Below are 23,878 nucleotides of genomic sequence, written 5' to 3'. Positions count from 1 at the left end.
GGCAGGTGAACACCGCATGACCACCACCACTGCCCGGTCCCGGGTGCCGGCCGGCGGGCCCCGCACCGGCGACCCGGCCCTGTCCGCGTCCGGCCGGCGCGCCCGCAGAGCCGCCGGACGCCGTCAGTCCCTCGCCGCCGTCGTCCTCATGGCGCCGTTCTTCGCGCTGCTGACGACCGTCTTCCTGATCCCCGTCGGCACGGCCCTCTACCTCAGTTTCTTCAGCGACGACCAGCCCGGCCTCGGCTTCGGCCCCGAACGCACCGTCTTCGTCGGCCTGCGCAGCTACGCCGCCGTCCTGACCGACCCCACCTTCCTCGGCGGTCTCGGCACGGTCGCGCTCTACTGCCTGATCTACCTCCCGCTCATGGTCGGCGGGGCGCTCGCCCTGGCCCTGCTGCTGGACTCCGGAGCGGCCCGGCTGCGCGCCTTCGCCCAGCTCGGCCTCTTCCTCCCGCACGCCGTGCCCGGCATCATCGCCGCGCTGATCTGGCTGTACCTCTACACCCCCGGCATCAGCCCGGTGATCGACCTGTTCGCCCGCGCGGACGTCACGATCGACTTCCTCGGCATCCACACCGTCGTCCCGTCCATCGTGAACATCGCCCTGTGGAGCAACCTCGGCTACAACATGGTGGTCTTCTACGCCGCCCTGCAGGCCGTGCCCCGCGAGGTGATCGAGGCCTCCGTCGTCGACGGAGCGGGGCCGGTGCGTACGGCGCTGCAGGTCAAGACGCCGCTGGTGCGCGCCTCGATCGTGATGGTGGCGATCTTCACCCTGATCTGGGCGCTGCAGCTGTTCACCGAGCCGATGCTGCTCAGCCAGTCCTCCCCCATGATCAGCGCCCGCTTCTCGCCGAGCATGTACATCTACGACGCGGCCTTCACCCGCAACAACTACAGCCTGGCGGCGGCCGCCTCGGTGGTCCTGCTGGTGTGCACGATCGCGCTGTCGTACGGCGTCACCCGCTTCACCGGCCGCGCCGACACCGAGGAGACCCGATGAGCGCCACGGACAGTTCCCTGCTGCGCCCCGGTCTGCTGGGGCGGGCGACGGTCAACGTGGTCGTCGCGGTCTCCGTCCTCTACACCCTGCTGCCCGTGCTGTGGCTGGTGCTGGCCGCCACCAAGGACCGGGACGCGCTGTTCAGCAGCGACCTGCTGTCGCTGGGCGACTTCTCCCTCGTACGCAACCTGCGGGACCTGTTCGCCATGGACGGCGGGCTGTACGGCCGCTGGTACCTCAACAGCCTGCTGTACGCGGTGCTCGGCGCCGCGCTCGGCGCGCTGCTGAGCACGGCCTGCGGGTACGCCTTCGACAAGTACCGCTTCCGGCACAAGGAGAAGCTGTTCGGCCTGGTCCTCGCGGCGGTCATGGTGCCGCAGACGGTCCTGGCGCTGCCGCTGTACCTGATGGCCTCCGAGGCGGGCCTGGTCAACACCTTCTGGGCGGTGTTCGTGCCCGTGCTGTTCAACCCCTTCGGCGTCTACCTGGGCCGCATCTTCAGCCGGGGTTACGTGCCCGACGAGGTGCTCGAGGCGGCGCGGGTGGACGGGGCGGGCGAGCTGACCACGTACGTCCGGGTCAGTCTGCGGATGCTCGGCCCCGGTCTGGTCACCGTCTTCCTGTTCCAGCTGACCGCGATCTGGAACAACTTCTTCCTGCCCATGGTGATGCTCTCCGACCAGGACCTGTATCCCGTCAGCCTCGGCCTGTACCAGTGGAACAGCTCGGCGTCCGTGTCGCCCGAGTACTACCCGGTGGTGATCATGGGATCGTTGCTCGCCGTGCTGCCCCTCATCCTCGCCTTCGTGCTGCTCCAGAGGTTCTGGCGCAGCGGACTGACCGCCGGAGCCGTCAAGTGACCCCGCACGCCCCCGGCCCCGGTTTCCGGCCCCGTGCCGCCGTGGCCATGTCCCGGGACGCCGCCGCGGCCGTCCTCGACCGGCACACGCTCGACGCGTTCCGCCGGGTCTGCGACCTCGCGCCCGGCCCGGTCCTCGACGACCTGTCGGCCCCGCGGGCCAGGTCGGTGCTGGCCGACGTGGACCTGCTGATCACCGGGTGGGGCTGCCCGGTGCTGGACGCGGAGGTGCTGCGGGCGGCGCCCCGGCTGCGGGCGGTGGTGCACACCGCGGGCAGCGTGCGCGGACACGTCACGGACGCCTGCTGGGAGCGCGGGATCGAGGTGTCCTCGGCCGCCGCGGCCAACGCGCTGCCGGTCGCCGAGTACACGCTCGCCATGATCCTGCTCTCCGGCAAGCGGGTCCTGGAGCGGGCCCGCGACTTCCGGGAGTCGCGCACGCGCGGCAACTGGCTGCGCACCCCGCGCGGCGTCGGCAACTACCGCAGCACCGTCGGCATCCTCTCCGCCTCGCTGATCGGCCGCCGGGTCGTGGAGCTGCTGCGTCCGCACGACATCGAGGTGCTGCTGCACGACCCGTACGTCAGCGACGTGGACGCCGCCGAACTGGGCGTGGAGCGGGTCGGTCTTGCGGAGCTGTTCGCGCGCTGCGACACGGTCAGCGTGCACACCCCGCTGCTGCCCACCACCCGCGGCCTGGTCGGCCGGTCGCTGATCGACTCGATGCCGGCCGGTGCGCTGCTCGTCAACACCTCCCGCGGGGCGGTCGTGGACCAGGAGGCGCTCACCGACGCCGCCGTGGCGGGCCGGATCAGGGCCGTCCTCGACGTCACCGACCCCGAGGTGCTGCCCGCGGACCATCCGCTGTGGGAGTGCGGGAACGTGCTGATCACCCCCCATCTGGCGGGCTCGGAGGGCAACGAGTGGCGGCGCCTGGCCGACCTCGCGCTCGACGAGACCACCCGCTGGGCGTCCGGTACCGGCTTCCTGCACCCCGTACGACGCGAAAGGCTGGCGTTCCTGGCATGAGCATCCCCTTCGAACTCCCCTCCGAGGACCGTGCGTCGAGCCCGTGCACCGGCTGGACCCGGGCCCACTGGGAGGCCGTCGCCGACGGGCTCCTGACCGCCGCCTGGCGCTGGAGCACCCCGGGCGGCGCCCTGCTCGACCTGCCGGGACGGCCGTCGCGCTCGGGAGTGCGCTCCGACGGTCTGGAGGGCTTCGCCCGGACGTTCCTCGCGGCCGGCTTCCGGGTCGCGGGCGCGGGCGGCGACGATCCCCACAACTGGCTGGAGCGGTACGCGCGGGGGCTGGCCTCGGGCACCCGCTCGCCGGGCCGCGACGACACCGAGTCCTGGCCGCTGATACGCGACCACGACGTCCAGGGCCAGCCCATGGTCGAGTCGGCGTCGGTCGCGCTGGCCCTGCGCCTGACCGCGCCCTGGCTCTGGAAACGCCTCGACGCCGGCGTCCAGGACCGGGTGGAGGAGTGGCTGCGCGACGCGCTGCGGCACGTGCCCGCGCCCAATAACTGGTACCTCTTCCCCTACACGGTCGCCGGCTTCCTGGAGTCGGTGGGACGCGGCGACGCGGAGACGGCCGCGGTCCGGCGGCGGGCCCTGGACCTGCTGGAGGGCTGGTACCGGGGCGACGGCTGGTACGCCGACGGGGACGGGCGCGCCTTCGACCACTACAACGGCTGGGCGCTGCACCTGTATCCGGTGCTCGACGCCCACCTGGCCGGGGACACCGGACTGCTCGCGCGGTACGGCGGCCGGCTGCGCGAGCACCTCGACGGCTTCGGGCTGATGTTCGGCGCGGACGGGGCGCCCCTGCACTTCGGCCGGTCGCTCACCTACCGCTTCGCCGCCTCCGCGGCCGTCGGCCTGGGTGCGGTGACCGGGCACACGCCGCTGACGCCGGGTGCCTCGCGCCGGCTGGTGAGCGGCAGCCTGCGGCACTTCCTCGACCGCGGTGCGCTCACCGGCGACGGACTGCTCGGGCTCGGCTGGTACGGCCCGAACGAGGCCGTCCTGCAGTCGTACTCGGGCCCTTCCTCGCCGTACTGGGCGTCGAAGGCGTTCGTCGCCCTCCTCGCGCCCGTCGGACACCCCTTGTGGACGGCGACGGAGGAGCCCGCGCCGGTGGAGGAGGCCGACCGCGTGCTGGCCCTGCCCGCGCCGGGCCTGCTCGTGCAGGCGACGCGCGGGGACGGGATCGTACGGCTGCACAACCACGGCAGCGACCACGTGCGCCCGCACGAGGCGGAGGCGGCCGGCGCGGACGACCCGCACTACGGGCGCCAGGCCTACTCGACCCGGACCGGGCCGACCGCGCCCGGGAACACCGCGGACAACCACTTCTCGGTGGAGGTGGCCGGCCGGCGCAGCGTGCGGCGCCGTATCCATCCGCTCGGCGCGGGGCACGGTGACGGCTGGGGGTGGGCGGCCTCATGGCACCGGCCCGTCTTCGCCGGCGGCCCGCCCATGGTGCCGGGGCTGCGGGTGGAGAGCGTGACCGTGGCGCGCGGTCCGTACGAGCTGCGGGTGCACCGCGTGGTGGGGGCGCCCCCGGGGGCCCGTGTCACCCACACGGGGTGGGCGACCGGCCCGGAGGAGCCTCTGGTCTCGGCACTGCACGGTCTGCACGGATGGGACCCCGGGGCCGGGACGGTCCGCGCGCCGCAGGGGACGGCGTACGTGCCGTGGGCCTCGATGCCCCGTCTGACCGGTACGGCGGAGGGCACCTCGCTCCATGTGTCCCTGGCCGTCCTCACCGGCGCGCCGGGCCCAGGCCCCCTGGCGGAGGCCGTCACGGACGTCCTGGCCGACGGCACCGGTGCCGAGGTGGTCTGGACGGACGGCGGCGGGCGTACGCGGGTGTCGTTCGACCCGGTCCGGGTGACGCACGAGTGACGGGCCGTCGCGGAAAAGCGAGGCCAATGGGTGGAATTACGGCGTTGTCGCTTCGACGTGGACAGGCCGGGCATGCGTGTCGTCGTACGTCCCGAGCCGAGGAACTGGTGACGCGATGACCGAGTACGAACGCTCACGCACGATGCCCGCCCTGCCCGAGCACGTTTTCGACCAGGCGGCCGATGTCGGCCGGCTGGACGCCTGGATGCCTCAGGAGTTGCACGTGCACGCCGGGGACCTGCCCGCCGTCACCGTGCACGAGGACCGCACCGACCAGGACGTCTCCGCCGTGCTGAGCGCCCGGCCCGAACAGATGCGGCTCGAATGGGGCACCCGTGAGCAGGGCGGTTACACCGGCTGGCTCCAGGTGTCCGGTATCGACGGCGGGGCCAGCGAGGTGATCGTGCACCTGTCGTTCTTCGACGAGAGCCACGACCCGGGCGAGGAGGCCGTGCACGCCGCCCTCGACAGCAGCCTCCAGCGGCTCCAGGAACAGGTGCGGTTGCGCGTCGACGACGTCGCCGGCTGACCGACGGCCCGCGGGCGGCGCGCCGTGTAGGGCCGGGGCGCCGCCGCGACGGACCGCAGATCTGCCGTCATGCTCGCTGTGGGGTTCAGGTGTGTGCGGCGTTCGGCTTCAGCCCGCGAACGGGCCCGTCCAGTTCGCGCCGGTAGAAGTCGATGAAACCGTCCGGGTCGGGGCCGGCGTTCTGCATGACCAGGCGGTCGAAGCCCGCGTCGACGAAACTCTGCGCCACTTCGAGGTACCGGGCGGGGTCCGGGCCGCAGGCGAACTTCTCCAGGATGTCCTCCTGACGCACCGTCGTGGTGGCCGCGTCGAAGTTGACCGGATTGGGCAGCTCGCTCATGACCTTCCACCCCGTCAGCGCCCAGCGCGAGGTCTCCAGGGCAGCCTGCGCCGCGGTGTGCTCGTCGTCCGCCCAGGCCATCGGGACCTCCGCGTAGCGCGGACCGGAACCACCGGCCTCGCGGTACTGCCGGACGATCTCCGGCTTGCCCTCGGTGGCGAACAGGCCGTCCCCGAGTTCCGCGGCGATCCGCGTCGACGCCTTGCCGCTGGCGGCCACGGCGATCAGGGGAAGCTCGTCGGGCAGATCGAACACCCTGGCGTCCTCAAGGCGCAGGTGCTTGCCGTCGTAGGACCGGTACCCGCCGCTCCACAACAGCCGGATGATCTCCAGCGCCTCCCTGAGCAGCTCGTGGCGGGTGCGGACGGTATCGGGGAAACCACGGCCGACGACGTGTTCGTTCAGCCGCTCGCCCGAACCGACGCCGAGGACGAAACGGCCTTCCGACAGCAGGGCGAGGGTCGCGGCCGCCTGGGCGATGATCGCCGGGTGGTAGCGCACGGTCGGGCAGGTCACGCCGGTCGCCAGCCCGATCCGCGAGGTCTTGGCCGCGATGCTTCCCAGTACCGTCCACGCGAACGGCGAATGCCCCTGGTTGTCCAGCCAGGGGTGGTAGTGGTCGCTGATCTCGACGAAGTCGAAGCCCGCCTGCTCCGCGAGAACCGCCTGCCGTACCAGTTCCGCCGGTCCGAACGCCTCGGCCGCCAGCTTGTAGCCAATCTGCACGTCTTCCTCATTTCCTCACGTGCCGCTTCCGGACGTGCCGCTTCCTCGTGCGCCGAAGACACACCCCGTCCGCATCCGCGCAGGGGTACCCGTCGGCGCCGACGGCATAACGCGGCCTGTCGTCCATCGGGGATGCGGGCCGCCGCACCGGCAGGGAAAAGGAACCGAATGGCCCAGGAGCAATGAGGACGCCGGCTGGGTATCCATCCCGGGGACGGCAACCGCGGCGTTGGGGGGACTGGCACTGTGGCACGCCTGTCGTGGACGTCCAGCCCTCCCCGGTCGTCGCGGTCGTCCCGTTCGAGCAGACGGCACACCGTGCGCCGACTGCGGGCCGAGGGCCTGTACGGGCCCAGGTTCCGTGACGTCCTGCCCGGTTTCACCGGCGCCGCCGCCGTTGTGTGCGCGACGGTCGCGGGCCTCGTGGCGGCGTACCGGGCCGTCGGGATCCTCGCCCCGGTCATCGGTGTCTGCCTGCTGGCCCTCGTCGTCGCCGTCGGGATCCGGCGCCGCCGCCCGGACGCACGCCGCCGGCGCGGTCGCTACACCGCGGACGAACTGCGTGAACTCGACATCCACGGGCTGGCGCTGGCCGTCGCGCGGATGTTGCGCAGGGACGGCTGGCGGGTCCGGCTGCTGCCCGCCCCGGACCGGCCGCGGCTGTACGCGCGGGACGCGGCCGGCCGGCAACTGGACGTGGTCTTCCGCCCGGTGGCGGAGCCCTTACCCGACGAGGGCCTCCCGGACCCGCGCACGGGCGAGCGCGCCACGGGACCGCGCCGCCAACTGGTCGTGCACCGGGGTACCTTCAGGGAGCGCGACGTCCGGTGGGCCCTGCGCCAGGGGGACACCGGCCTCCTCGACGGCCCCGCGCTCGAACGCTGGGCCCGGGGTGTCCGCCTTCACGACCTGCTGGCACCGGGCCTGTGGGACGACACCCCGACCGACTGACGGAGCACGGGGATCCGGCCGTCAGGGGCTGTCGCCCGACCAGTCGAAGTGTTCCGGATCGCCGGGACGCGGGTCGTACAGGGCCCGGCCACCCGCGCCGAACCGGCCCAGCTCGGTGGCGAGGGCGATACCGCTCGCCCGCTGGTCCGGCGACCAGTCCGTGACGTCGAGGAACAGTCCGTCCAGGGGCCCGCCGACCAGGGTGGCGTAGGAGCGGCCCGGGCGGGGGCCCGGGTCGGGGTCGTCGTGGTCGTGGCCGTATATCCGACCGCGCAGCAGCTGCTCGTCGCCGTTCATGGCATCCAGCCTTGCAGCCACCACTGACATCGCACTCCGGCGCCGGCGCCGACGCGGGGCCTCGGGGGCCGGTCTCAGGAGTGCCGGTGGTAGGCCTTGTTGGCGATGCGCCAGCCGTCGGTGGCATGGACCAGCAGGAAGACGTCCGTGAAGGTGTCCGCGCCGTGCCGGAGCGTCATCGTCGCCGTGGCCACGGTGCCGTGCGCGTCGACCGTGTCGYCACGGCGCGACCGGCCCGGTTCGTCCGGCGCCGGTCCGCCCGGGAAGAGGGCGCAGTAGTCGTCCAGGGACCACGAGACGAACACGCCGTCCCGGATCCCCTCGATGCGGGCGGTGGGCAGGAACGCCGCCCGGAAGTGGCCGGGGTCGCCCGTGGCGTGTCCGCGGATGTAGGCGCGGAGCGGTTCGAGGACGGCGTCGGGCACCGCGGGAACCGTGGCAGCGGCCGCGATGTCGGCCTCGGGACCGTCGAGGGCGCCGTCCAGGGCCGGGCCGGCGCGCAGCGGGGTGTGCGACGCGGCGGCCAGCAGCGTCATGTCCTTCGCCAGGGCGCCGATCGTGAAGTGCGCCGCCGGGACGCCGGYTCCGGAGGTGCCTGCCCCGCCGGACCCGGTGGCCCGTCCGTCCAGGAACGGGCGCTTGCGGGTCACCAGTGCGCCGAGCTGCCCGAGTTCGAGCACGTCCAGTACCTGGGCGCGGGGCAGTCCGAGGGCGTCCGCCTGCCGCAGCGCGTCGCGCAGCGCGGTGAGGGCCCCGGCGAGGCCGCTGTTGGCGACCAGTTTGAGCGCGGCCGCGGTGGAGGCGTCGTCGACGCGTCGCACGGTGCCCAGGGCCGCCAGCACCGGGCGGGCGCGGTCGAACGCCTCCTCGTCGTCGGCGGCGGCGAGTATCTGCAGGGCGCCGGCTTCGACGGCCGGCACGGAGCCGAGCACGGGCGCGTGGACGTAGGGGGGACCCGGCCGCCGGGCCAGTTCCGCGGCCTCGGCGGGGGCGACGGTGCTGGTGTTCAGCACGATCGCGTCCGGTCGCAGCGAGTCCCGTACGGCGTCGAGGACCTGCCGGCAGGCCGGGCCGTCGAACAGGGCCAGGAGGACGACGTCCGCCTTCGCGACGGCCTCCCCGGGGTCGGTGGTCGTCGGGACGGCCGCCGGGGTCCGTCCCGAGCGCGTCCAGCCGATGACGTCCCGGTCCTGCCCGGCGAGTCGTGTCGCGACGGCCGTGCCCATGCGTCCCAGGCCCAGGACGGCGATCGTGTGCTGTGCGGTCATGTCCGCCACCGTGGTGCAGGACGGCACCTGCGACAAGCGCAGATCCCGCATGGTCGCCCTGCGGCAGGCGCATACCGCAAGGTCGGCAGGGATACTGCCTCCATGGAGCCTTCATGGAACTGACGGTGTGGCGGACCTTCGTGACGGTGTGCCGGCTCGGATCGCTGTCGGCGGCCGCCGCCGAGCTCCATCACACGCAGTCGGCCGTCTCCCGGCAGATCGCCGGTCTCGAACGGCAGCTCGGCGTGGTCCTGATCCGGCGTCATGCGCGGGGTGTCCGTCCGACGGCGGCCGGTGAGGTCTTCCGGCACCACGCCCTGGCGACCCTCAACGAGGCCGACCGTGCCGTGCGCGCCGCACGGGAGGCGCACGACGGCGTCCTCGCCCGGCCGCTGGCCGTCGGCGCGACACCGTCCCTGGCCGCGGGCATCGTCCCCGGGGCGGTCCGCGACCTGCTGGAGCGGACCGGGCCCCGGCGGTGGAGCCTGCTGCCCGGCCTGAGCGCGCACCTGCACCGGCGTGTGAGCACCGGCGGCCTCGACCTCGCCGTCGTCACCGACGCACCGCCCGGCCTGTCCCCCGACCCGCGCGTCGAACGCCGGTTCCTCGGCCTCGACGACATGGTCGTGGTCCTGCCCGTCGGCCACCCGCGGGCCGGACGCGACCCGGTGCCGATACAGGAGCTGGCCGACCAGACCTGGGTCGAGGACAACGACGGTTCGGCCGCCCTGCTCGAACAGCACGCCGCCCGCGCCGGGGTGGACGCCCGGATCGACCTCTCCGCGGCCGACCTGCCCGGGAAGCTGGCCATGGTCGCCACCGGCCACGCCGTCGCGCTGGTCCCCGGGGTGCTGACGGGTGCGCTGCGGGCCGACGTCACCACCGTGCCGCTCGTCGATCCCCCGACCCGCGGCATCTACACGATCACCCCGCGCCGCGACACCCATCCGTGCGCCCCGCTCCTGCACGACCTGCTCGCCGCGGCCTTCGCGTAGGAGCGTCGCCCCGGCCGCCCAGGCCACTCCGAAGCCGCGTCGGGCCGAATCTTTGACATGAGCACGCCTTGTGTGGGGCATGCATGTCCTGCGGCTCCTCCAGAGAGGCGGTACGTCATGGTGGTACGCCCCCGTCCCCTCCTCGGCGCGCTCCTGGCCCTGGCGCTCGCCCTGACCGGTCTCGTCGCCCTCCCCTCCCCCGCCCGCGCCGCGACAGCGGTCTGCGCGCTCGCCTGCGACACCCTCGACCCCTCGAAGGCGCAGCGGGACACGTTCCCGGTGCCGGACCGGACCGTCAACGGCAGGGTCGTGCGGCTGCACGTGTCCGACCCGGACAGCATGGCCTGGGCGAGCATCGACGGCGGCGCGGCAGGCGACGCCGTCTGGCTGGACCGCTCCTGGGACCGGGGCGCCACCTGGGAGGGCCTGCTCGGCAAGGCGAGCGTCCCCGGCTCGTGGACCGGCACCCGCACCCTCATGTACAACATCACCGACCCGGTGGGTCACCGGCGCGGTTGGCTCCGGGCCTGCGGCGACGCCGCCGGTGTGACCTGCACCGACTGGGTGTACCCGAAGGTGTGCGACGGCACGGTCTGCGACGGCGCCGACCCGGGCACGGCGGCCGGTGACGACACCCCCGTCCCTTCCACCACCCTCTTCGGACGCACCATCAGCCTGCACGTCGACCACCGCAACGGCACGGCCTGGGGCGTCGTCGCGAACGGCGGCGCGGGCGACGAGATCTGGCTGGACCGTTCCTGGGACGGCGGCGCGAGTCATCCCGAGGGCTCCTCGCTGGGCCGTACGAGCGTGCCGGCCGGGGCGACCTCCACCAGGACCGCGCTGTTCGCCACCCGGGACCCGCGCGGGCTGCTGTACGGCGGGGCGGTCCGCGCCTGCGGCCGCGAGGCGGCGCACCAGGAGGGCAGCTGCACGGCCTGGGCCCGGCCCGCACCGACCCGGGCCCGCGTGGCGGCGGACGCGCTGATGGCCTCGTACCACACGAACGAGGGCTGGTGGCGGAGCAGTTGGTGGAACTCCGCCGTCGCGCTCACCTCGGTGATCGACTTCGCCGAGCGGAGCGGCCGGCACGACTACGACTGGGTGATCGCCCGCACCTACGAGCAGAACAAGGGCGTCTTCCCGGCGGGCGGCCGCAGTTCGGACCCGATCGAGGGCCACTTCATCAGCCGGGCGATCGACGACGCGGGCTGGTGGGCGGTGGCCTGGCTGACCGCGTACGACTACACCGGCGAGCGGCGCTACCTCGACGAAGCGGTCACCATCACCGAGTACGTGCACCGGTACTGGGACACCGGTACCTGCGGCGGCGGGGTGTGGTGGGACCGGGAGCGCACCTACAAGAACGCGGTGACCAACGGGCTGTACCTCTGGCTCACGACCTCGCTGCACCGGCGGATCGGCGGCGACACCGTGTGGGGTGCCCGGGCGGCCACGGCGGCCGACTGGTACCTGGCCAGTGGGATGATCAATTCGTCGGGTCTGGTCAACGACGGGATCACCACGGGCTGCGCCAACAACGGGCAGACGGTGTGGAGTTACAACCAGGGGCTCGCCATCGGCGCCTTCACCCAGCTGTGGCGGTCCACCGGGAGCGCCCGGTACCTGGACACGGCCGAGCGGCTGGCGGACGCCGCGATCTCCTCGCCCGCGCTGACCCGCGGCGGCGTGCTGACGGAGTCGTGCGACCTCGGCACGGCCTCCTGCGACGACAACCAGAAGCAGTTCAAGGGCATCTTCGTACGGCACCTCGCGGACCTGGCGGACGCCACCGGCTCGGCCGCGTACGACACGTACCTGGCGAAGCAGGCCGACTCGGTCTGGACGACGGACCGGGACCCGCTCAACCGCCTCGGTCAGCGCTGGGCCGGGACCGCCCCCAATCCGTCGGACTGGCGCACCCAGGCCAGCGCGCTGGGGGCGCTGACGGCTGCCTCCGGCTGACGGTTGCCCCTGGCGGACGACTGTCCCCGGCTGACCGCTGCCCCTGGCTGACGGACCGGTGCCGCCTGCCCGACGGGCCCGCGGGCGGTCGAACAGGCGGCGTGTTCCGGGCGTACCGGGTCACCGGGTCGCCGCGTCAGCGGTCGCGCAGTCTCCGGGCCGGGAGGGCGACGACGGCCGCCGCCGCGAGGGTCTCCTCGTCGTTGGCGAAGGCGGCGATGGCCTCCTTGTCGTCGAGGTCGCCGCCGGGCCACGGGCGCGTGGTGAGGACGAGGCACGCGCAGCCGCGCTCCGCGACGGACTCGATCCACTGCGCCGAAGGCACGATCTGGGCGTTGATCTGCGGCATGGTGAGGACGATCGAGCTGTCCACGACGAGCAGGCTGATCGGCAGGGCCGGGCGGGTGGAGGCGTCGACGAGGCCCTCCTCCGTGGAGAGCCCGCAGTTCTGCACCAGTTGTGCGACGGACGCCGACGACCCCTCCGGGCCCTGCTCGCCGTCCCCGAGGGAGCAGGCGAGGATGTAGGGGACATGGCCCTGGGGCGTCGGACGGCTCCAGGACATGGCCACGAGCGTGCCCAGTTCGGCGGAGCGCACCGGGCGCGCTTCTGTTGAGTTCGAGGTCATCGGGGAACCGTAGCGACGCCGCGCGGCACCGCCCGCCGACGTTCACCCGACCGGGCGATGCCGCTCGACAGCTCCACCCGAACGAAGGACGGCCGGGCCGGGGCGGGGCCCTGCCCGGCCTCAGGCCGGCACGGTCATCCTCGGCAGCGACCGGTCGGTGTCGGCGACCTGCGTCAGCTTCGCGGTCAGGGGTGCCAGGGGCGCCGAGACCAGGGCCTTGCTGACCAGGTTGCGCAGGGCCAGTGCGGGCCGGGTCCGCGGGTAGGCCATGTGCGTGAGTCCGGGCGGAAGCTTCTGGACGCTGTCGACGAGGGGCCGCATCCAGCCCTCGTACGCGGCCAGTGCGGCTTCGAGGCCGGCGGGTCCGGCAGGCCCGGCGGATCCGGCGGTGGACAGGTGGGCGGCGAGGACGTATCCGCCGGTGAGGGCGAGGGAGGCGCCGCCGCCTCCCATCGGGGTGACGCACCAGGCGGCGTCACCCACCAGGCAGACCCGTCCGCGGTGCCACGTCCGCATCCGGATCTGGGTGAGGCGGTCGACGTAAACGTCCTCGGAGGTGTCGAATCCGTCCAGGACGCGGGGCGCCTCCCAGCCCGCGCCGGCGTAGCAGGCGCGGATCCGGGCCAGGGCCTCGTCGTGGTCGAGCGCGGAGAAGTCCTCGTCGTGGGCGTGGGCGAGTATGGCGCGGGTGGTGCCGTGGTTGTCGGGGCGCAGGTGGACCTGCCGTCCGCCGACCGTGTTGTACCAGCGCCAGCGGTCGTCGTCGCCCGGCGTGCGCGGGATCGTGCCGAACACCATGTTGATCCCGAGGTCGCGACGGTTCACCGTCCCGCCGAAGAGACGGTCCCGCGTCGCGGAGCGGACGCCCTCGGCGACCACGAGCAGGTCGGCGTGCAGCACCCGCCCGGAGGCCGTGGTCACGGTGATCGCGCCGCCGTGTTCGTCGCGCTCGTCATGTTCGTCGCGCTCGTCGTGTTCGTCGACGTCGGCGACGGTGTCGCCGTAGACGATCTCGACCCCCGGGGGCAGGTGGTCGAGAATCGCGCGGGCGAAGTCGCCGCGCAGGACCTCCAGTTCCGCCGTGGCGCCGTCCGGGCCGTTCGACGGCAGTTCGGCGATCGTCCCGCCCCGGCCGTCGACGAGGACCGTGCCGGTCTCGGTGGTGTTCAGCGCCTTCACGGCGTCGAACAGGCCCATCCGGTCGAGAACCTCGCGTGCGACGCCACGGACGTCGACGTTCTGCCCGCCGTCGCGGAAAGCGGGTGCACGCTCCAGGAGCGTGACCTCCCAGCCGATCCGCCGCAGCCAGTGGGCGGCCGAGAGACCGGCGATGCTCGCGCCGGAGATCACGGCGTGTGATGCGGCGTGCGATGAGGTCATGGTCCGCTCCTGGATTCGTCGTCGCCCGACACCTACCCGAATGCTTTACAGTAAAGCTACTTTAGAGCGAAGGGATACTCGTGACCGACCTGGATCCCCTGACGTCGGAGTGGGCGCCGGAACAGATCGAGGTGATGCAGCGTCTGCGTGACTGGGCGATCGCCTTCGGCGAGCTGAACCAGCACCTCGCGTCCTGGATGGACCTGCCGGGCTCGGACGCGCTCGCCCTGGGCCGCATCGTCTTCGCGGCCGAGTCCGGCACGCCGCTGTCGCCGGCCCAGCTGTCACGGCAGATCGGCATGACCTCGGGCGCGACCACGGTGCTGCTGAACCGGCTGGAGACCGCCGGACACATCCACCGCAGCCGGGAGAGCAGCGACCGCCGGCGCGTCACCCTGCGCCCCACCCCGGCGGCCCGCGAACGGGCCGGCCGGTTCCTCGCCTTCGCGGGCACCGAGATCGCGGCGACCCTGCGCGGCGCGGCTCCGGGCGAGCTCCGGGGCGCCGCGGACCTCCTCGCGCGCATGACCGCGGCCGCCACCGAGGCCACCGAACGCCTGGCCCGGGAGAAGCGGCTGCCTGACGCGTCGCCGCCCCCGGGCCGCACCGGCTCGTAACCGCGCCGTCGCACCTCTGCCGCACACCGCGCGAGTCTTTGTGAGGGGCGCGGGGTGCTGGGTGTTAGGTACCCGGTACGGAGTGCACGCTCGTGTGTACGAGGGGCGCGCCCCATGATCGCTTCGTGTGGATACCGGGAAGGTGGACACCTGACACGGACCGAGGGAAGCGGCGACGGGAGACGGCAAGTGAGTCAGCTGGAGGGACGTGACTGGACGCGCATGACCCCGGACGACTTCGACGAGGACGCGCCGCCGCGTCCGGACACGCCCGCCGGGCCGCCCACCGTCCCGGCGGTGCCCGACGAGTGCGGCACGGCCCCGCTGTTCGGCGACGAGACGCAGGGGCCGCACCTGGATCAGCTCGAACTGTTCTGATCGGACCTGATCAGGAGGGCGCCGATCAGCCCTGCCGGTGCCGGGCCGCAGTGCAGCTCCGCCCGGCGAGCGGCGCCGCGGACAGGCCCTTAGCAGGTCCTGAGCAGAACCTGCGTGGGCGCATCTCGCGTGCGTCCTCCGCCTGCCGTTCTCGCACGGGCCCCCGCGTCCGCGTCGCCTGGTGCTAGCGTGAGGGGCATGACCGCGTACCCGATCCTGTGTGACGAACGGCCGCAGAGCCGTGTCGCACATGGCGCGTGCGCTCCCCGCGGCCTGTGCTTCCTGCGCCGCCGCGGCCGGGTCGGGTCTCCCCCGGTCCCCGCCCTACACTGCCGGGGCCCGCCCGCGGCACCGCACCACGGGGTGCCTCTCGCCTCCCGGCCCCCGGCAGTGTAGACATGGGCATATGGTCCGACTCTCGGGTCGATCCTGGGCCCGGTCGATCCCCCGCCCCGGCGGCCTCCGCGCGCGGCACCCGCGTGCCCGCTCCGCGCAGGAGCCGCGACAGCCGCAGCAGCCGCGAAGCCCCCGACAGTCCCCGCAGTCCGGGCAGTCCGGGCGGTCCGGGCAGGACGCGCCCCGGCGCGGGCCCGCCTGGCTGCGCCCGTTCCTGACCGGCCGCAGCGTCGCGGGGCAGGTCTTCCTGCTGCAGGTGGCGATCGTGCTGCTGCTGGTGGTGGCCGCGGCGGGCGCGCTGGTCCTGCAGGTGCGCCACGACAGCACGACGGAGGCGCGCAACCGCTCGCTGGCCGTCGCCGAGACCTTCGCCAACGCCCCGGGCACCCGCGAGGCCCTGACCGCCCCCGACCCCACCGCGGTGCTCCAGCCGCGCGCCGAGGCGGCCCGCGTGCGGTCCAAGGTGGACTTCGTCGTGGTCATGAACACCGACGGCGTGCGCTACACCCATCCCCGGCCCGACCGGATCGGCAAGAAGTTCGTCGGCACGCTCGGTCCGGCGCTGGCCGGCCGGCCCTTCACCGAGGAGATCACCGGGACCATCGGGCCCCTGGTGCAGGCCGTGGTGCCCGTCCAGGCGGACGACGGCACGGTGGTGGGCCTGGTGTCGGCGGGCATCACGACCGAGAACGTGGGAGGCGTCGGGGACCGGCAGATGCCTCTCCTGCTGACCGCCGCCGGCGCCGCGCTCGTGGTGGCCCTGGCGGGCACGGCCCTGGTGAGCAGGCGGCTGCTGCGCCAGACCCACGGCCTGGGGCCGTTCGAGATGACCCGGATGTACGAACACCACGACGCGGTGCTGCACGCGGTGCGCGAGGGCGTGCTCATCGTCGGCGGCGAGGGGCGCCTGCTGCTCGCCAACGACGAGGCGCACCGCCTGCTGGACCTCCCCGAGGACGCCGAGGGCCGCCACGTCCTCGAACTCGGCCTGGACGCCGACACCGCCGCCCTGCTGTCCTCGGGGCGCGTCGCCACGGACGAGGTGCACCTCGTCGGGGACCGGCTGCTGGCGATCAACCAGCGCCCCACGGACCTGGAGGGCGGCCCGGCCGGCAGCGTCGCGACGCTGCGCGACTCGACCGAACTGCGCGCGCTGTCCGGCCGGGCCGAGGTGGCCCGGGAGCACCTCAAGCTCCTGTACGACGCCGGGGTGGGCATCGGCACGACGCTGGACGTGACCCGGACCGCGCAGGAGCTGGCGGAGGTGGCCGTACCGCGCTTCGCCGACTTCGCGACGGTGGACCTGGCCGAGGCCGTGCTGGAGGGGGAGGAGCCGGACGCGGGCACCTCGCTGCGGCGTACGGCGTTCAGCGGGATCCGCAAGGACGCCCCCCTGTACCCGGTGGGCGAGCGGATCGGGTTCATCGCCTCCACGCCGCAGGCGCACAGCCTCGGCACCGGCGAGGCGGTGGTGGCGCCCGACCTCAGGCAGGCGCACGGCTGGCTCGCCCAGGACCAGGAGCGCACCGCGCGCATCGTGGAGTACGGCATCCACTCGCTGATCACGGTCCCGCTGCGGGCGGGGCACCTGGTGCTGGGCGTGGCGAACTTCTGGCGCTCGGTCAAGGCCGACCCGTTCGACGAGGAGGAGCTGGCCCTCGCGGAGGAGCTGGTCGCCCGGGCCGCGGTCTCCATCGACAACGCCCGCCGCTACACGCGCGAGCACACCATGGCCGTGACCCTGCAGCGCAGCCTGCTGCCGCGCACCCTGCCCGCGCAGAACGCCCTGGACATCGGCTTCCGCTACCTCCCCGCGCAGGCGGGGGTGGGCGGCGACTGGTTCGACGTGCTGCCGCTGTCCGGCGCGCGGGTCGCGCTGGTGGTGGGCGACGTGGTGGGCCACGGTCTGCACGCGGCGGCCACGATGGGGCGGCTGCGGACGGCGGTGCACAACTTCTCCGCGCTGGACCTGCCGCCCGACGAGCTGCTGGGTCTGCTGGACGAGCTGGTGGGCCGCATCGACCAGGACGAGGCGGACGACGAGAGCAGCGCCGCCGTCACGGGCGCGACCTGCCTGTACGCCGTCTACGACCCGATCTCCCGGCAGTGCACCGTCGCCCGGGCCGGCCATCCGCCGCCCGCGGTGATCCGCCCGGACGGCGGTGTCGAGTTCCCGGAGGTGCCCGCCGGGCCGCCGCTCGGCCTGGGCGGCCTGCCCTTCGAGACGGCCGAGCTCACGCTGGAGGAGGGCAGCCGGCTGGTCCTCTACACGGACGGGCTCGTCGAGAACCGGGAGCGGGACATCGACGTCGGCCTCGAACTGCTGCGCACCGCCCTCACCGGGGCCGGCCGGTCACCGGAGGAGACGTGCCGGGCCGTCCTCGACGAGCTGCTGCCGTCCAAGCCGGGCGACGACATCGCGCTGATCGTCGCGGGTACCCGGGCGCTCGACCCCGAGCGCGTCGCCGAGTGGGAAGTGAGGCCCGATCCGGCGGCCGTCGGCGAGGTCCGCGCCTCGGTCACCCGGCAGCTGACCGAGTGGGGCCTGGAGGACATGGAGTTCACGACGGAGCTGATCCTGAGCGAGCTGGTCACCAACGCGATCCGCTACGGGAACGGCCCCATCCGGGTCCGCATGCTGTTCGACCTCAGCCTGATCTGCGAGGTCTTCGACGGCAGCAGCACCTCGCCCCACCTGCGCTACGCCGCGACGACGGACGAGGGCGGGCGCGGTCTGTTCCTCGTCGCCCAGCTGACCGAGCGGTGGGGCACCCGCTACACGCCCGACGGCAAGGTCATCTGGGCCGAACAGCCGCTGCCGTGAGTCAGTCCTCGCCCCGGACTATGTTGCCTTCCGGTTCCGCCGCGGAGCGGCGCGTGTCCTTGTCGGCAGTGGCGGGCAGGCACAGGCGCACGCCGCCGACGCGGCGGCGGTGGGCCTTCGCCCAGCCGGTCTCGGGACGGCGGACGGCGGTGTGCCGGGTACTGGCGTAAGTGGTCACGACTCTCACGTTCCTTCCGCGCCCGGCCCTCGAACGGGGCCGGGTTCGCGTCGTCTTGTGGCGTAGGTCGGATGACCGCTACCGGGTCCCCCTCGGCACCGGCCGGAAACCCGGCCGGGGACGCCTCAGGAACCCTCCGCGGGAGTGTCCGCGGCCGGGGCGCCGGAACCGGGCACGGCACGCCGTTCCAGCGGCTTGGTCGCGGGGCCCTGGAGGACCGCGCCGTCCGTCCCGAAGCGGGAGCCGTGGCAGGGGCACTCCCAGGCCCGCTCGGCGCGGTTGAAGGCGACCAGGCAGCCCAGGTGCGTACAGCGGGCCGAGACGGCGTGGACCGTGCCGTCGTCGTCGCGGTAGGCGGCGCAGCGGTGGCCGTCGATGCGCACGAGCGCGCCGTCCCCGGGGGCGAGGTCGTCCACCGTGCCCGACGTGGGCGGCAGCCGGTCGCCGACGAAGTGCTTGGCGACCTGGGCCTGGTGCTTGAGGAAGGCGGGCGCCTCCCGCACGGCCGAACGCACCCGCCGGGGGTCGTACAGCCCGGCCCACGGCGGGGTGCTCCGCCCGGTGATCAGGTCCGTCAGGAGGCGGCCCGCCATGATGCCGTTGCTCATGCCCCAGCCGCCGAAGCCGGTCGCGACGTAGGTGTGGTGGCTGCCGGCGTGGAACGGGCCGACCAGCGGTACGGAGTCGGTGGAGCTGTTGTCCTGCGTCGCCCAGCGGTGGGTGAAGTCGAGCGGCCCGAAGCGTTCGGTGGCCCAGCCGGCGAGCCGCCCGAACCGTTCCTCGGTGTCGGCGGTCCCCGGCAGGAAGCTCTCCCCGGTGATGATGAGCAGCCGCCGCCCGTCCGCGTACGGAGCGCTGCGCACCGAGCGTTTGCCCTCCTCCGGGGTGATGTACATGCCCAGCGGGGCCAGGTCTGCCGCCACGGGGGCGGTGAGGACCAGCTCGCGGTGCGGGGAGAGACGGGTGAACAGGAGCGCGCGGTCGAAGATCGGGTAGTGCGTGGCGACCACCACGTCCGTGGCGGTCACGGTCGGTCCCGCCTCGGTCGTGAGGCGGCACGGCTTGCCCTCCTTCAGCCCGACGACCCTGGTGTGCTCGTACACCTGGGCGCCGTGCCGGAGCATGTCGTCGGTGAGCGCGAGCAGGTACTTGCGCGGATGGAACTGGGCCTGCTCGGCCACCCGGACGGCGCCCGTGACGGCGAACGGCAGGTCCGTCTCCGTCACGTACCGCGCGGGCAGCCCGGCCTCGCGGGCGGCGTCCGCCTCGGCCTCCAGCTCCCCGGTCTTCGCGGGGTCCAGGGTGTACGTGTAGGAGTCGGCGTCCTCCCAGTCGCAGTCGATGCCCAGCTCGGCCACGAGCGCCGCCGCATGGCGGATCGCCTCGGACTGGGAGCGCCCGTACAGCTTGGCGGCCTCGGCGCCCTGGGTGCGCCGCAGCTGTTCGTAGACAAGGGTGTGCTGGGCACTCAGCTTGGCGGTGGTGTGCCCGGTGACGCCGGTGGCGATCCGGTCGGCCTCCAGCACGGCCACGGTACGGCCCGCGCGGGCCAGTTCCCGGGCGGTGCTGAGCCCGGCGATGCCCGCGCCGATCACCGCGACGTCCACCGTGATGTCGCTCGCCAGTGGCGGGTGGAGGGGGCCGGGGGGTGCCGTCTCGATCCAGTACGACGTCTGCTCGTCCGCGTTACCAGTCATGGGCGCCGAGTTCCCCCTGCCCGCCGACCGAACCGGGCGCGCGGCGGTCCGCAAAGAGGGCCGCCGGCGGGTCCGTGGGACACGGGCCCGCCGGGTCCGGCCGCCGTTACGGCAGGGGGGTGCCGCCGGTGGCGTTGACGATGTCCGCGGTGATGAAGCTCGCCCGCTGGGAGGCCAGGAAGACGTAGGCGGGCGCCATCTCGGCGGGCTGGGCGGGCCGGCCCATCGGCGACTGCTTGCCGAACTCGGAGGTGTCCGGCATGGTCGCCGGGATCAGCGGCGTCCACACCGGTCCGGGAGCGACCGCGTTGACCCGGATGCCGTCCTCGGCGACCATCTGCGCCAGTCCCTGGGTGAACGTCACGATCGCGCCCTTGGTCATGGCGTAGTCGAGCAGGTGCGGGCTGGGCTGGTAGGCCTGCACGGAGGTGGTGTTGATGATCGAGCCGCCCGCCGGCATGTGCTCCAGGGACATCTTGCTCAGCCAGAACATGCCGTAGAGGTTGGTGCGCATCACGCGGTCGAACTGCTCGGTGGTGATGGCACTGATGCCGTCGGGCTGCGACATCTGGTACGCGGCGTTGTTGACCAGGATGTCGATGCGCCCGAATTCCTCGACCGCGCGCTCGACGAGCCGGCGGCACTGCTCCTCCTCGCGGATGTCGCAGGGCACGGCGACCGCCTTGCGGCCCGCTTCCTCGACGAGCCGTGCGGTCTCCCGGGCCTCGCCGGCCTCCTCGGGGAGGTGGGTGAAGAGGACGTCCGCGCCCTCCCTGGCGAAGGCGATCGCGACGGCCCGGCCGATCCCGGAGTCCCCTCCGGTCAGGACCGCCTTCCTGTCCGTGAGCTGGCCGCTGCCCTCGTACGACTCCTCGCCGTGGTCCGGCGGCGGGTCCATCGGGCCGGTCCACCCGGGGTGCTGCTGCTCCTGCTGGGGGAAGTCGGGCCGGGGGTGCTGGTCGACGGGGTTGCGCTGCTCGGAGTCCTTCATGGGGGTGCGCCTCTCTGGCCGGTTCCGCTCGGTGACACCCCTGCCAGTCCCCCGTACGGATGGACCCACACATGGCCGCCGGCGGACCGTGCGCGGCCGCGATGTCACCGGTCGGACGCCGGGGGTCCCTGTTCGGGGACGGCGGCCGGCCGCGGCTCCTGCGGCGGCGCGTCGTGCCGGGTGTCGTACCGGGCGAGGACCGCCAGCAGGCCCGAGACGCTCAGTCCCGCGTCGGCCGGGTGCCGCAGGATCGTCCCCGGTTCGATGCGGTACTCGTTGCTGCGTCCCTGCCGCGTGTGGGTGAGGTAGCCGCCCTGCTCCAGATCGGAAATGATCTTCTGGACGGCGCGCTCGGTCAGCCGGCAGCGCGCCGCGATGTCCCGGATGCGGACGTTCTGGTCCTCGGCGATCGCCGCCAGCACCCGGGCGTGGTTGGTGAGGAACGTCCAGCCGGAATGTGTCTCAGGTACTTCACCCATGGCCCGCATCATACGACTTGCGATTCACGTAAGACAAAGGGTGAATCATTTTTCGTGTATCTCTTGACGGGTGAAATCCTGGAGCCGAACCTGGAGGAGACAGTGACGGTGGATGCCCGGGGAGCGGCGGCCATGTCGGAACCAGTGCTTTCAGTCCGCCCCGCGGGCCGGGGCGTCGCCTCCCCCACGGCGTCGCCCGGCCCCGCCGGTGGACACCCGCCGGCGCGCCTGCGGATCGCGACCCGCCCAGCCGGGGAGCGGACGACCGTCGTGGCGGTCGGCGACATCGACATGAACACCCGCGAGGACCTGCGGCAGGCCCTGGGCACGGCTCTCAGCGCCTCGGGCCGCGGCATCGACCTCGATCTGAGCGGCGTCGGCTTCTGCGACTGTTCCGGGCTGAACGTGCTGCTGCTGGTCCACCGACTCGCGGTCGCGGAGGGCAGGACGGTCGCCGTCCGGTCCGCGAGTCCCGCCGTCGAGCGGCTGCTCGACCTCACGGGAACGGCGCCGCTGTTCGCGTCGGCGCACCGCGTCGCGCCCCGCGCCGCGGAGGGCGCCGACGCCGAGCGCGAACTGCGCGCCGAGGTCGTCCAGTTGAAGCGTGCCATGCGGACCCGGCCGGTCATCGACCTGGCCCGCGGAGTCCTGATGGCGACCTTCGGGCTGAGCCCCGAGGACGCGTGGAGCGTCCTGGTGACGGTCTCGCAGAACGCCAACATCAAGCTGCACCACCTCGCCGAGGGCACGGTGGGCACCGTCCGGGGCGAACCGCTGCCCCGGTCCCTGCGGCGGCAGCTGTACGCGGCCGTCGCCCAGCTCTCCACGGACCGGACGGACCGGGCGAATGGCCCGGACTACGCGGACGACGCGGACCGTCCGGGCCGGGAGAGGGAACCCTGAAGCGCGGTGTACGCGGGCTCAGGGTGTACGCGGGCTCAGACGGGGTCGAGCCGCCTGCGCAGGAGGCAGAACTCGTTGCCCTCCGGGTCGGCCAGGGGGTACCAGGTCTCGGTGCCGGTCTGGCCGACGTCGGCGTGCCGCGCGCCGAGCGCGAGCAGCCGTGCCAGCTCGGCGTCCTGGTCGCGGTCGGTGGCGTTGACGTCGATGTGCAGCCGCAGCTTCTTCGGCCGCGGGTCGTCGGTCGGGCTGAGGACGAGGGTGGGCTGCGGACCGCCGAACCCGGCGCCGGGCGGGCCGATCTCGATGCTCCCGTCGTCCTCGCGGCCGAGCTCGACGTAGCCGAGGACGTCGCTCCAGAAGGCGGCCAGCCGTTCGGGGTCCACGGCGTCGATGACGAGTTCACTGATGCGGCATGCCATGACCGTCAGCCTACGAGACGGCCGGCCCGGGCGGCGGTGCGGTCGTGCCCCGTACCTCCAGGGCGGGCGTGCCGAGCACGGTCCGCGCGGGACGGGCGGGGTCGGCGATCCGGTCCAGCAGGCACTGCGCGGCGCGGCGGCCGACGTCGTGGCCCGCGCTGTCGACGGTGGTGAGCCAGAGGTGGCGCAGCCGGGCGAGGTAGGTGTTGTCGTAGCCGACGAGCGAGAGGTCCCGGGGGACCCGCAGGCCGAGTTCCTCCGCGGCGGTGAGCGCGCCGACGCAGGCGATGTCGTTGAAGGCGAAGACGGCGGTGGGCCGCTCGGGGGCGCTGAGCAGGCGGACCGCGGCCCGGTAGCCGCCCTCCTCGGTGAGGTCGCCCCGCTCCACGACGGCGCTGCCGGCCAGCCCGTGCTCGCGCATGACGGTCTCGAAGCTGCGGCGGCGCAGTTCGCCGACCGTCCCCACGCCGGCGATGTGGGCGATGCGCCGGTGGCCGAGTCCGATGAGGTGCTCCGTGGCGAGCCGGGCACCGCACTCGTCGTCGTTGGCGACGATGTCCGCGTGGGGCAGGACCGGCTCGCGGGCGCCCGCGACGACGGTCGGCAGCCGGGCCGCGGCGGTCCGCAGCATCTGCGGACCGGGCAGGGTCCCGACCGCGACGAGCCCGTCGACCCGCAGGTCCGTGAAGGTGCGGGTGAGGTCCTCGCCGAGCCGCCGGTTCAGGTGGCCGTCGGCCAGCAGCATGTGCGCACCGCGGGCGTCCAGGAGGGAGTTGAGGCCGTCGAGCAGCTCGACGAACCACGGGTTGCGCAGGTCGTTGAGGAGCACTCCGACCAGCGGCCTGCCGCCCGGCCCCGCGTGGCCCCGGGTCTCGGGCGCGCGGCGTTCGCTCAGGCTGCGCGCGGCGGCGTTGGGCCGGTAGCCGAGCTCCTCGACGGCGGCCAGGACGGCCCGGCGCCGCTCGGGGCCCACCCGGTCGGAGCCGCGCAGCACGAGCGAGACCAGGGACTTCGACACTCCGGCCCGTTCGGCGACGTCGCGGATCGTGGGCGGCCTCATGATTGGACCGTTCCACAGGGTTCCGTGGGAAGTCAAAGGGGTTGACACCTGCGGTGACGAACTCCAGTGTGATCCGG

23 protein-coding genes are annotated in these 23,878 nt (G+C 73.5%); 12 read left to right on the top strand and 11 right to left on the bottom strand.

Annotated features, from left to right (window positions below):
- Nucleotides 1-16 precede the first annotated feature (16 nt).
- The 5 genes from FGF04_RS03890 to FGF04_RS03870 all read left to right on the top strand — a co-directional run bounded on the left by FGF04_RS03890 (nucleotide 17) and on the right by FGF04_RS03870 (nucleotide 5,309).
- Entirely contained in the window at nucleotides 17-1,006 is a 990-nt protein-coding gene (locus FGF04_RS03890; protein WP_149509783.1) for a carbohydrate ABC transporter permease, read from the top strand.
- A complete protein-coding gene (locus tag FGF04_RS03885) occupies nucleotides 1,003-1,866 on the top strand; it encodes a carbohydrate ABC transporter permease (protein ID WP_149509782.1) in 864 nt (287 codons plus the stop codon). Before FGF04_RS03890 ends, FGF04_RS03885 begins: the two co-directional genes overlap by 4 nt.
- Nucleotides 1,863-2,894, top strand: coding sequence for a hydroxyacid dehydrogenase (locus FGF04_RS03880; RefSeq protein ID WP_149509781.1), 1,032 nt, complete (start codon nucleotides 1,863-1,865; stop codon nucleotides 2,892-2,894). The genes FGF04_RS03885 and FGF04_RS03880 overlap by 4 nt, the downstream gene beginning before the upstream one ends.
- Nucleotides 2,891-4,780: a DUF2264 domain-containing protein gene (locus FGF04_RS03875; RefSeq protein ID WP_149509780.1), complete on the top strand. Its 1,890-nt coding sequence runs from the start codon at nucleotides 2,891-2,893 to the stop codon at nucleotides 4,778-4,780. Before FGF04_RS03880 ends, FGF04_RS03875 begins: the two co-directional genes overlap by 4 nt.
- Before the next feature lie 115 nt (nucleotides 4,781-4,895).
- Nucleotides 4,896-5,309 carry an SRPBCC family protein gene (locus FGF04_RS03870; RefSeq protein ID WP_149509779.1) on the top strand — a complete coding sequence of 138 codons (414 nt, stop codon included), beginning with the start codon at nucleotides 4,896-4,898 and terminating at the stop codon, nucleotides 5,307-5,309.
- An 85-nt stretch (nucleotides 5,310-5,394) separates the two neighbouring features.
- On the opposite strand, the gene FGF04_RS03865 is transcribed toward FGF04_RS03870, so the two are convergent.
- A complete protein-coding gene (locus FGF04_RS03865; RefSeq protein WP_149509778.1) occupies nucleotides 5,395-6,375 on the bottom strand; it encodes a TIGR03557 family F420-dependent LLM class oxidoreductase in 981 nt (326 codons plus the stop codon).
- A gap of 318 nt (nucleotides 6,376-6,693) precedes the next feature.
- On the opposite strand from FGF04_RS03865, the gene FGF04_RS03860 reads away from it, so the two are divergent.
- The gene (locus FGF04_RS03860; protein ID WP_235882176.1) at nucleotides 6,694-7,326 is read left to right on the top strand and encodes a hypothetical protein; all 633 of its coding nucleotides are present in this window, start codon (nucleotides 6,694-6,696) and stop codon (nucleotides 7,324-7,326) included.
- A 21-nt stretch (nucleotides 7,327-7,347) separates the two neighbouring features.
- Here FGF04_RS03860 and FGF04_RS03855 read toward each other — a convergent pair whose 3' ends face one another.
- Nucleotides 7,348-7,623: a hypothetical protein gene (locus FGF04_RS03855; RefSeq protein ID WP_149509800.1), complete on the bottom strand. Its 276-nt coding sequence runs from the start codon at nucleotides 7,621-7,623 to the stop codon at nucleotides 7,348-7,350.
- A gap of 74 nt (nucleotides 7,624-7,697) precedes the next feature.
- On the bottom strand, nucleotides 7,698-8,891 hold the full coding sequence (locus FGF04_RS03850; RefSeq protein ID WP_149509776.1) for a nuclear transport factor 2 family protein: 1,194 nt from the start codon (nucleotides 8,889-8,891) through the stop codon (nucleotides 7,698-7,700).
- A gap of 113 nt (nucleotides 8,892-9,004) precedes the next feature.
- Here FGF04_RS03850 and FGF04_RS03845 point away from each other — a divergent pair, with 113 nt between their 5' ends.
- Complete coding sequence (locus FGF04_RS03845; protein ID WP_149509775.1) at nucleotides 9,005-9,886, top strand: LysR family transcriptional regulator; 882 nt, start codon at nucleotides 9,005-9,007, stop codon at nucleotides 9,884-9,886.
- A 117-nt stretch (nucleotides 9,887-10,003) separates the two neighbouring features.
- Nucleotides 10,004-11,851, top strand: a complete 1,848-nt coding sequence (locus FGF04_RS03840; protein ID WP_149509774.1) for a glycoside hydrolase family 76 protein — start codon at nucleotides 10,004-10,006, stop codon at nucleotides 11,849-11,851.
- 136 nt (nucleotides 11,852-11,987) lie between these two features.
- Here FGF04_RS03840 and FGF04_RS03835 read toward each other — a convergent pair whose 3' ends face one another.
- Both FGF04_RS03835 and FGF04_RS03830 read right to left on the bottom strand, forming a co-directional pair.
- Complete coding sequence (locus FGF04_RS03835) at nucleotides 11,988-12,479, bottom strand: DUF5949 family protein (protein WP_149509773.1); 492 nt, start codon at nucleotides 12,477-12,479, stop codon at nucleotides 11,988-11,990.
- A 120-nt stretch (nucleotides 12,480-12,599) separates the two neighbouring features.
- Complete coding sequence (locus tag FGF04_RS03830) at nucleotides 12,600-13,859, bottom strand: FAD-dependent monooxygenase (protein ID WP_149509772.1); 1,260 nt, start codon at nucleotides 13,857-13,859, stop codon at nucleotides 12,600-12,602.
- Between the two features lie 80 nt (nucleotides 13,860-13,939).
- Between FGF04_RS03830 and FGF04_RS03825 the strand changes: the two genes are divergently transcribed.
- The 3 genes from FGF04_RS03825 to FGF04_RS03815 all read left to right on the top strand — a co-directional run bounded on the left by FGF04_RS03825 (nucleotide 13,940) and on the right by FGF04_RS03815 (nucleotide 18,074).
- Nucleotides 13,940-14,476: a MarR family winged helix-turn-helix transcriptional regulator gene (locus FGF04_RS03825; RefSeq protein WP_149509771.1), complete on the top strand. Its 537-nt coding sequence runs from the start codon at nucleotides 13,940-13,942 to the stop codon at nucleotides 14,474-14,476.
- Nucleotides 14,477-14,665: 189 nt separating this feature from the next.
- Nucleotides 14,666-14,854 carry a hypothetical protein gene (locus FGF04_RS03820; RefSeq protein ID WP_149509770.1) on the top strand — a complete coding sequence of 63 codons (189 nt, stop codon included), beginning with the start codon at nucleotides 14,666-14,668 and terminating at the stop codon, nucleotides 14,852-14,854.
- Between the two features lie 406 nt (nucleotides 14,855-15,260).
- On the top strand, nucleotides 15,261-18,074 hold the full coding sequence (locus tag FGF04_RS03815; protein WP_188113948.1) for a SpoIIE family protein phosphatase: 2,814 nt from the start codon (nucleotides 15,261-15,263) through the stop codon (nucleotides 18,072-18,074).
- A gap of 1 nt (nucleotide 18,075) precedes the next feature.
- Here the strand turns inward: FGF04_RS03815 and FGF04_RS39910 are convergent, their stop codons facing one another.
- The 4 genes from FGF04_RS39910 to FGF04_RS03800 all read right to left on the bottom strand — a co-directional run bounded on the left by FGF04_RS39910 (nucleotide 18,076) and on the right by FGF04_RS03800 (nucleotide 21,419).
- On the bottom strand, nucleotides 18,076-18,252 hold the full coding sequence (locus FGF04_RS39910) for a hypothetical protein (protein WP_188113947.1): 177 nt from the start codon (nucleotides 18,250-18,252) through the stop codon (nucleotides 18,076-18,078).
- A gap of 125 nt (nucleotides 18,253-18,377) precedes the next feature.
- On the bottom strand, nucleotides 18,378-19,949 hold the full coding sequence (locus tag FGF04_RS03810; RefSeq protein ID WP_149509769.1) for an FAD-dependent oxidoreductase: 1,572 nt from the start codon (nucleotides 19,947-19,949) through the stop codon (nucleotides 18,378-18,380).
- A gap of 106 nt (nucleotides 19,950-20,055) precedes the next feature.
- Nucleotides 20,056-20,940, bottom strand: a complete 885-nt coding sequence (locus tag FGF04_RS03805) for an SDR family oxidoreductase (protein ID WP_149509768.1) — start codon at nucleotides 20,938-20,940, stop codon at nucleotides 20,056-20,058.
- A 104-nt stretch (nucleotides 20,941-21,044) separates the two neighbouring features.
- Nucleotides 21,045-21,419, bottom strand: a complete 375-nt coding sequence (locus FGF04_RS03800; RefSeq protein ID WP_149509767.1) for a helix-turn-helix transcriptional regulator — start codon at nucleotides 21,417-21,419, stop codon at nucleotides 21,045-21,047.
- A gap of 132 nt (nucleotides 21,420-21,551) precedes the next feature.
- Here FGF04_RS03800 and FGF04_RS03795 point away from each other — a divergent pair, with 132 nt between their 5' ends.
- Nucleotides 21,552-22,322: an ANTAR domain-containing protein gene (locus tag FGF04_RS03795; protein WP_149509766.1), complete on the top strand. Its 771-nt coding sequence runs from the start codon at nucleotides 21,552-21,554 to the stop codon at nucleotides 22,320-22,322.
- A gap of 35 nt (nucleotides 22,323-22,357) precedes the next feature.
- On the opposite strand, the gene FGF04_RS03790 is transcribed toward FGF04_RS03795, so the two are convergent.
- The gene (locus tag FGF04_RS03790; RefSeq protein ID WP_149509765.1) at nucleotides 22,358-22,741 is read right to left on the bottom strand and encodes a VOC family protein; all 384 of its coding nucleotides are present in this window, start codon (nucleotides 22,739-22,741) and stop codon (nucleotides 22,358-22,360) included.
- Nucleotides 22,742-22,751: 10 nt separating this feature from the next.
- The gene (locus FGF04_RS03785) at nucleotides 22,752-23,801 is read right to left on the bottom strand and encodes a LacI family DNA-binding transcriptional regulator (protein ID WP_149509764.1); all 1,050 of its coding nucleotides are present in this window, start codon (nucleotides 23,799-23,801) and stop codon (nucleotides 22,752-22,754) included.
- Nucleotides 23,802-23,878 lie beyond the last annotated feature (77 nt).

The sequence above is a fragment of the Streptomyces apricus genome (assembly GCF_008369065.1).
Classification (GTDB): Bacteria; Actinomycetota; Actinomycetes; order Streptomycetales; family Streptomycetaceae; genus Streptomyces; species Streptomyces apricus.
This window is presented reverse-complemented; position numbering and strand designations above follow the sequence as displayed.

Excerpts from the sequence above, each read along its gene's own strand:
- FGF04_RS03835 (WP_149509773.1), bottom strand. The coding sequence starts at position 12,479 with ATGACCTCGAACTCAACAGAAGCGCGCCCGGTGCGCTCCGCCGAACTG.
- FGF04_RS03795 (WP_149509766.1), top strand. The coding sequence starts at position 21,552 with ATGTCGGAACCAGTGCTTTCAGTCCGCCCCGCGGGCCGGGGCGTCGCC.
- FGF04_RS03855 (WP_149509800.1), bottom strand. The coding sequence starts at position 7,623 with ATGAACGGCGACGAGCAGCTGCTGCGCGGTCGGATATACGGCCACGAC.
- FGF04_RS03885 (WP_149509782.1), top strand. The coding sequence starts at position 1,003 with ATGAGCGCCACGGACAGTTCCCTGCTGCGCCCCGGTCTGCTGGGGCGG.
- FGF04_RS03845 (WP_149509775.1), top strand. The coding sequence starts at position 9,005 with ATGGAACTGACGGTGTGGCGGACCTTCGTGACGGTGTGCCGGCTCGGA.
- FGF04_RS03815 (WP_188113948.1), top strand. The coding sequence starts at position 15,261 with ATGGTCCGACTCTCGGGTCGATCCTGGGCCCGGTCGATCCCCCGCCCC.
- FGF04_RS03890 (WP_149509783.1), top strand. The coding sequence starts at position 17 with ATGACCACCACCACTGCCCGGTCCCGGGTGCCGGCCGGCGGGCCCCGC.
- FGF04_RS03800 (WP_149509767.1), bottom strand. The coding sequence starts at position 21,419 with ATGGGTGAAGTACCTGAGACACATTCCGGCTGGACGTTCCTCACCAAC.
- FGF04_RS03785 (WP_149509764.1), bottom strand. The coding sequence starts at position 23,801 with ATGAGGCCGCCCACGATCCGCGACGTCGCCGAACGGGCCGGAGTGTCG.
- FGF04_RS03790 (WP_149509765.1), bottom strand. The coding sequence starts at position 22,741 with ATGGCATGCCGCATCAGTGAACTCGTCATCGACGCCGTGGACCCCGAA.
- FGF04_RS03840 (WP_149509774.1), top strand. The coding sequence starts at position 10,004 with ATGGTGGTACGCCCCCGTCCCCTCCTCGGCGCGCTCCTGGCCCTGGCG.
- FGF04_RS03830 (WP_149509772.1), bottom strand. The coding sequence starts at position 13,859 with ATGACCTCATCGCACGCCGCATCACACGCCGTGATCTCCGGCGCGAGC.
- FGF04_RS03870 (WP_149509779.1), top strand. The coding sequence starts at position 4,896 with ATGACCGAGTACGAACGCTCACGCACGATGCCCGCCCTGCCCGAGCAC.
- FGF04_RS03875 (WP_149509780.1), top strand. The coding sequence starts at position 2,891 with ATGAGCATCCCCTTCGAACTCCCCTCCGAGGACCGTGCGTCGAGCCCG.
- FGF04_RS03805 (WP_149509768.1), bottom strand. The coding sequence starts at position 20,940 with ATGAAGGACTCCGAGCAGCGCAACCCCGTCGACCAGCACCCCCGGCCC.
- FGF04_RS03810 (WP_149509769.1), bottom strand. The coding sequence starts at position 19,949 with ATGACTGGTAACGCGGACGAGCAGACGTCGTACTGGATCGAGACGGCA.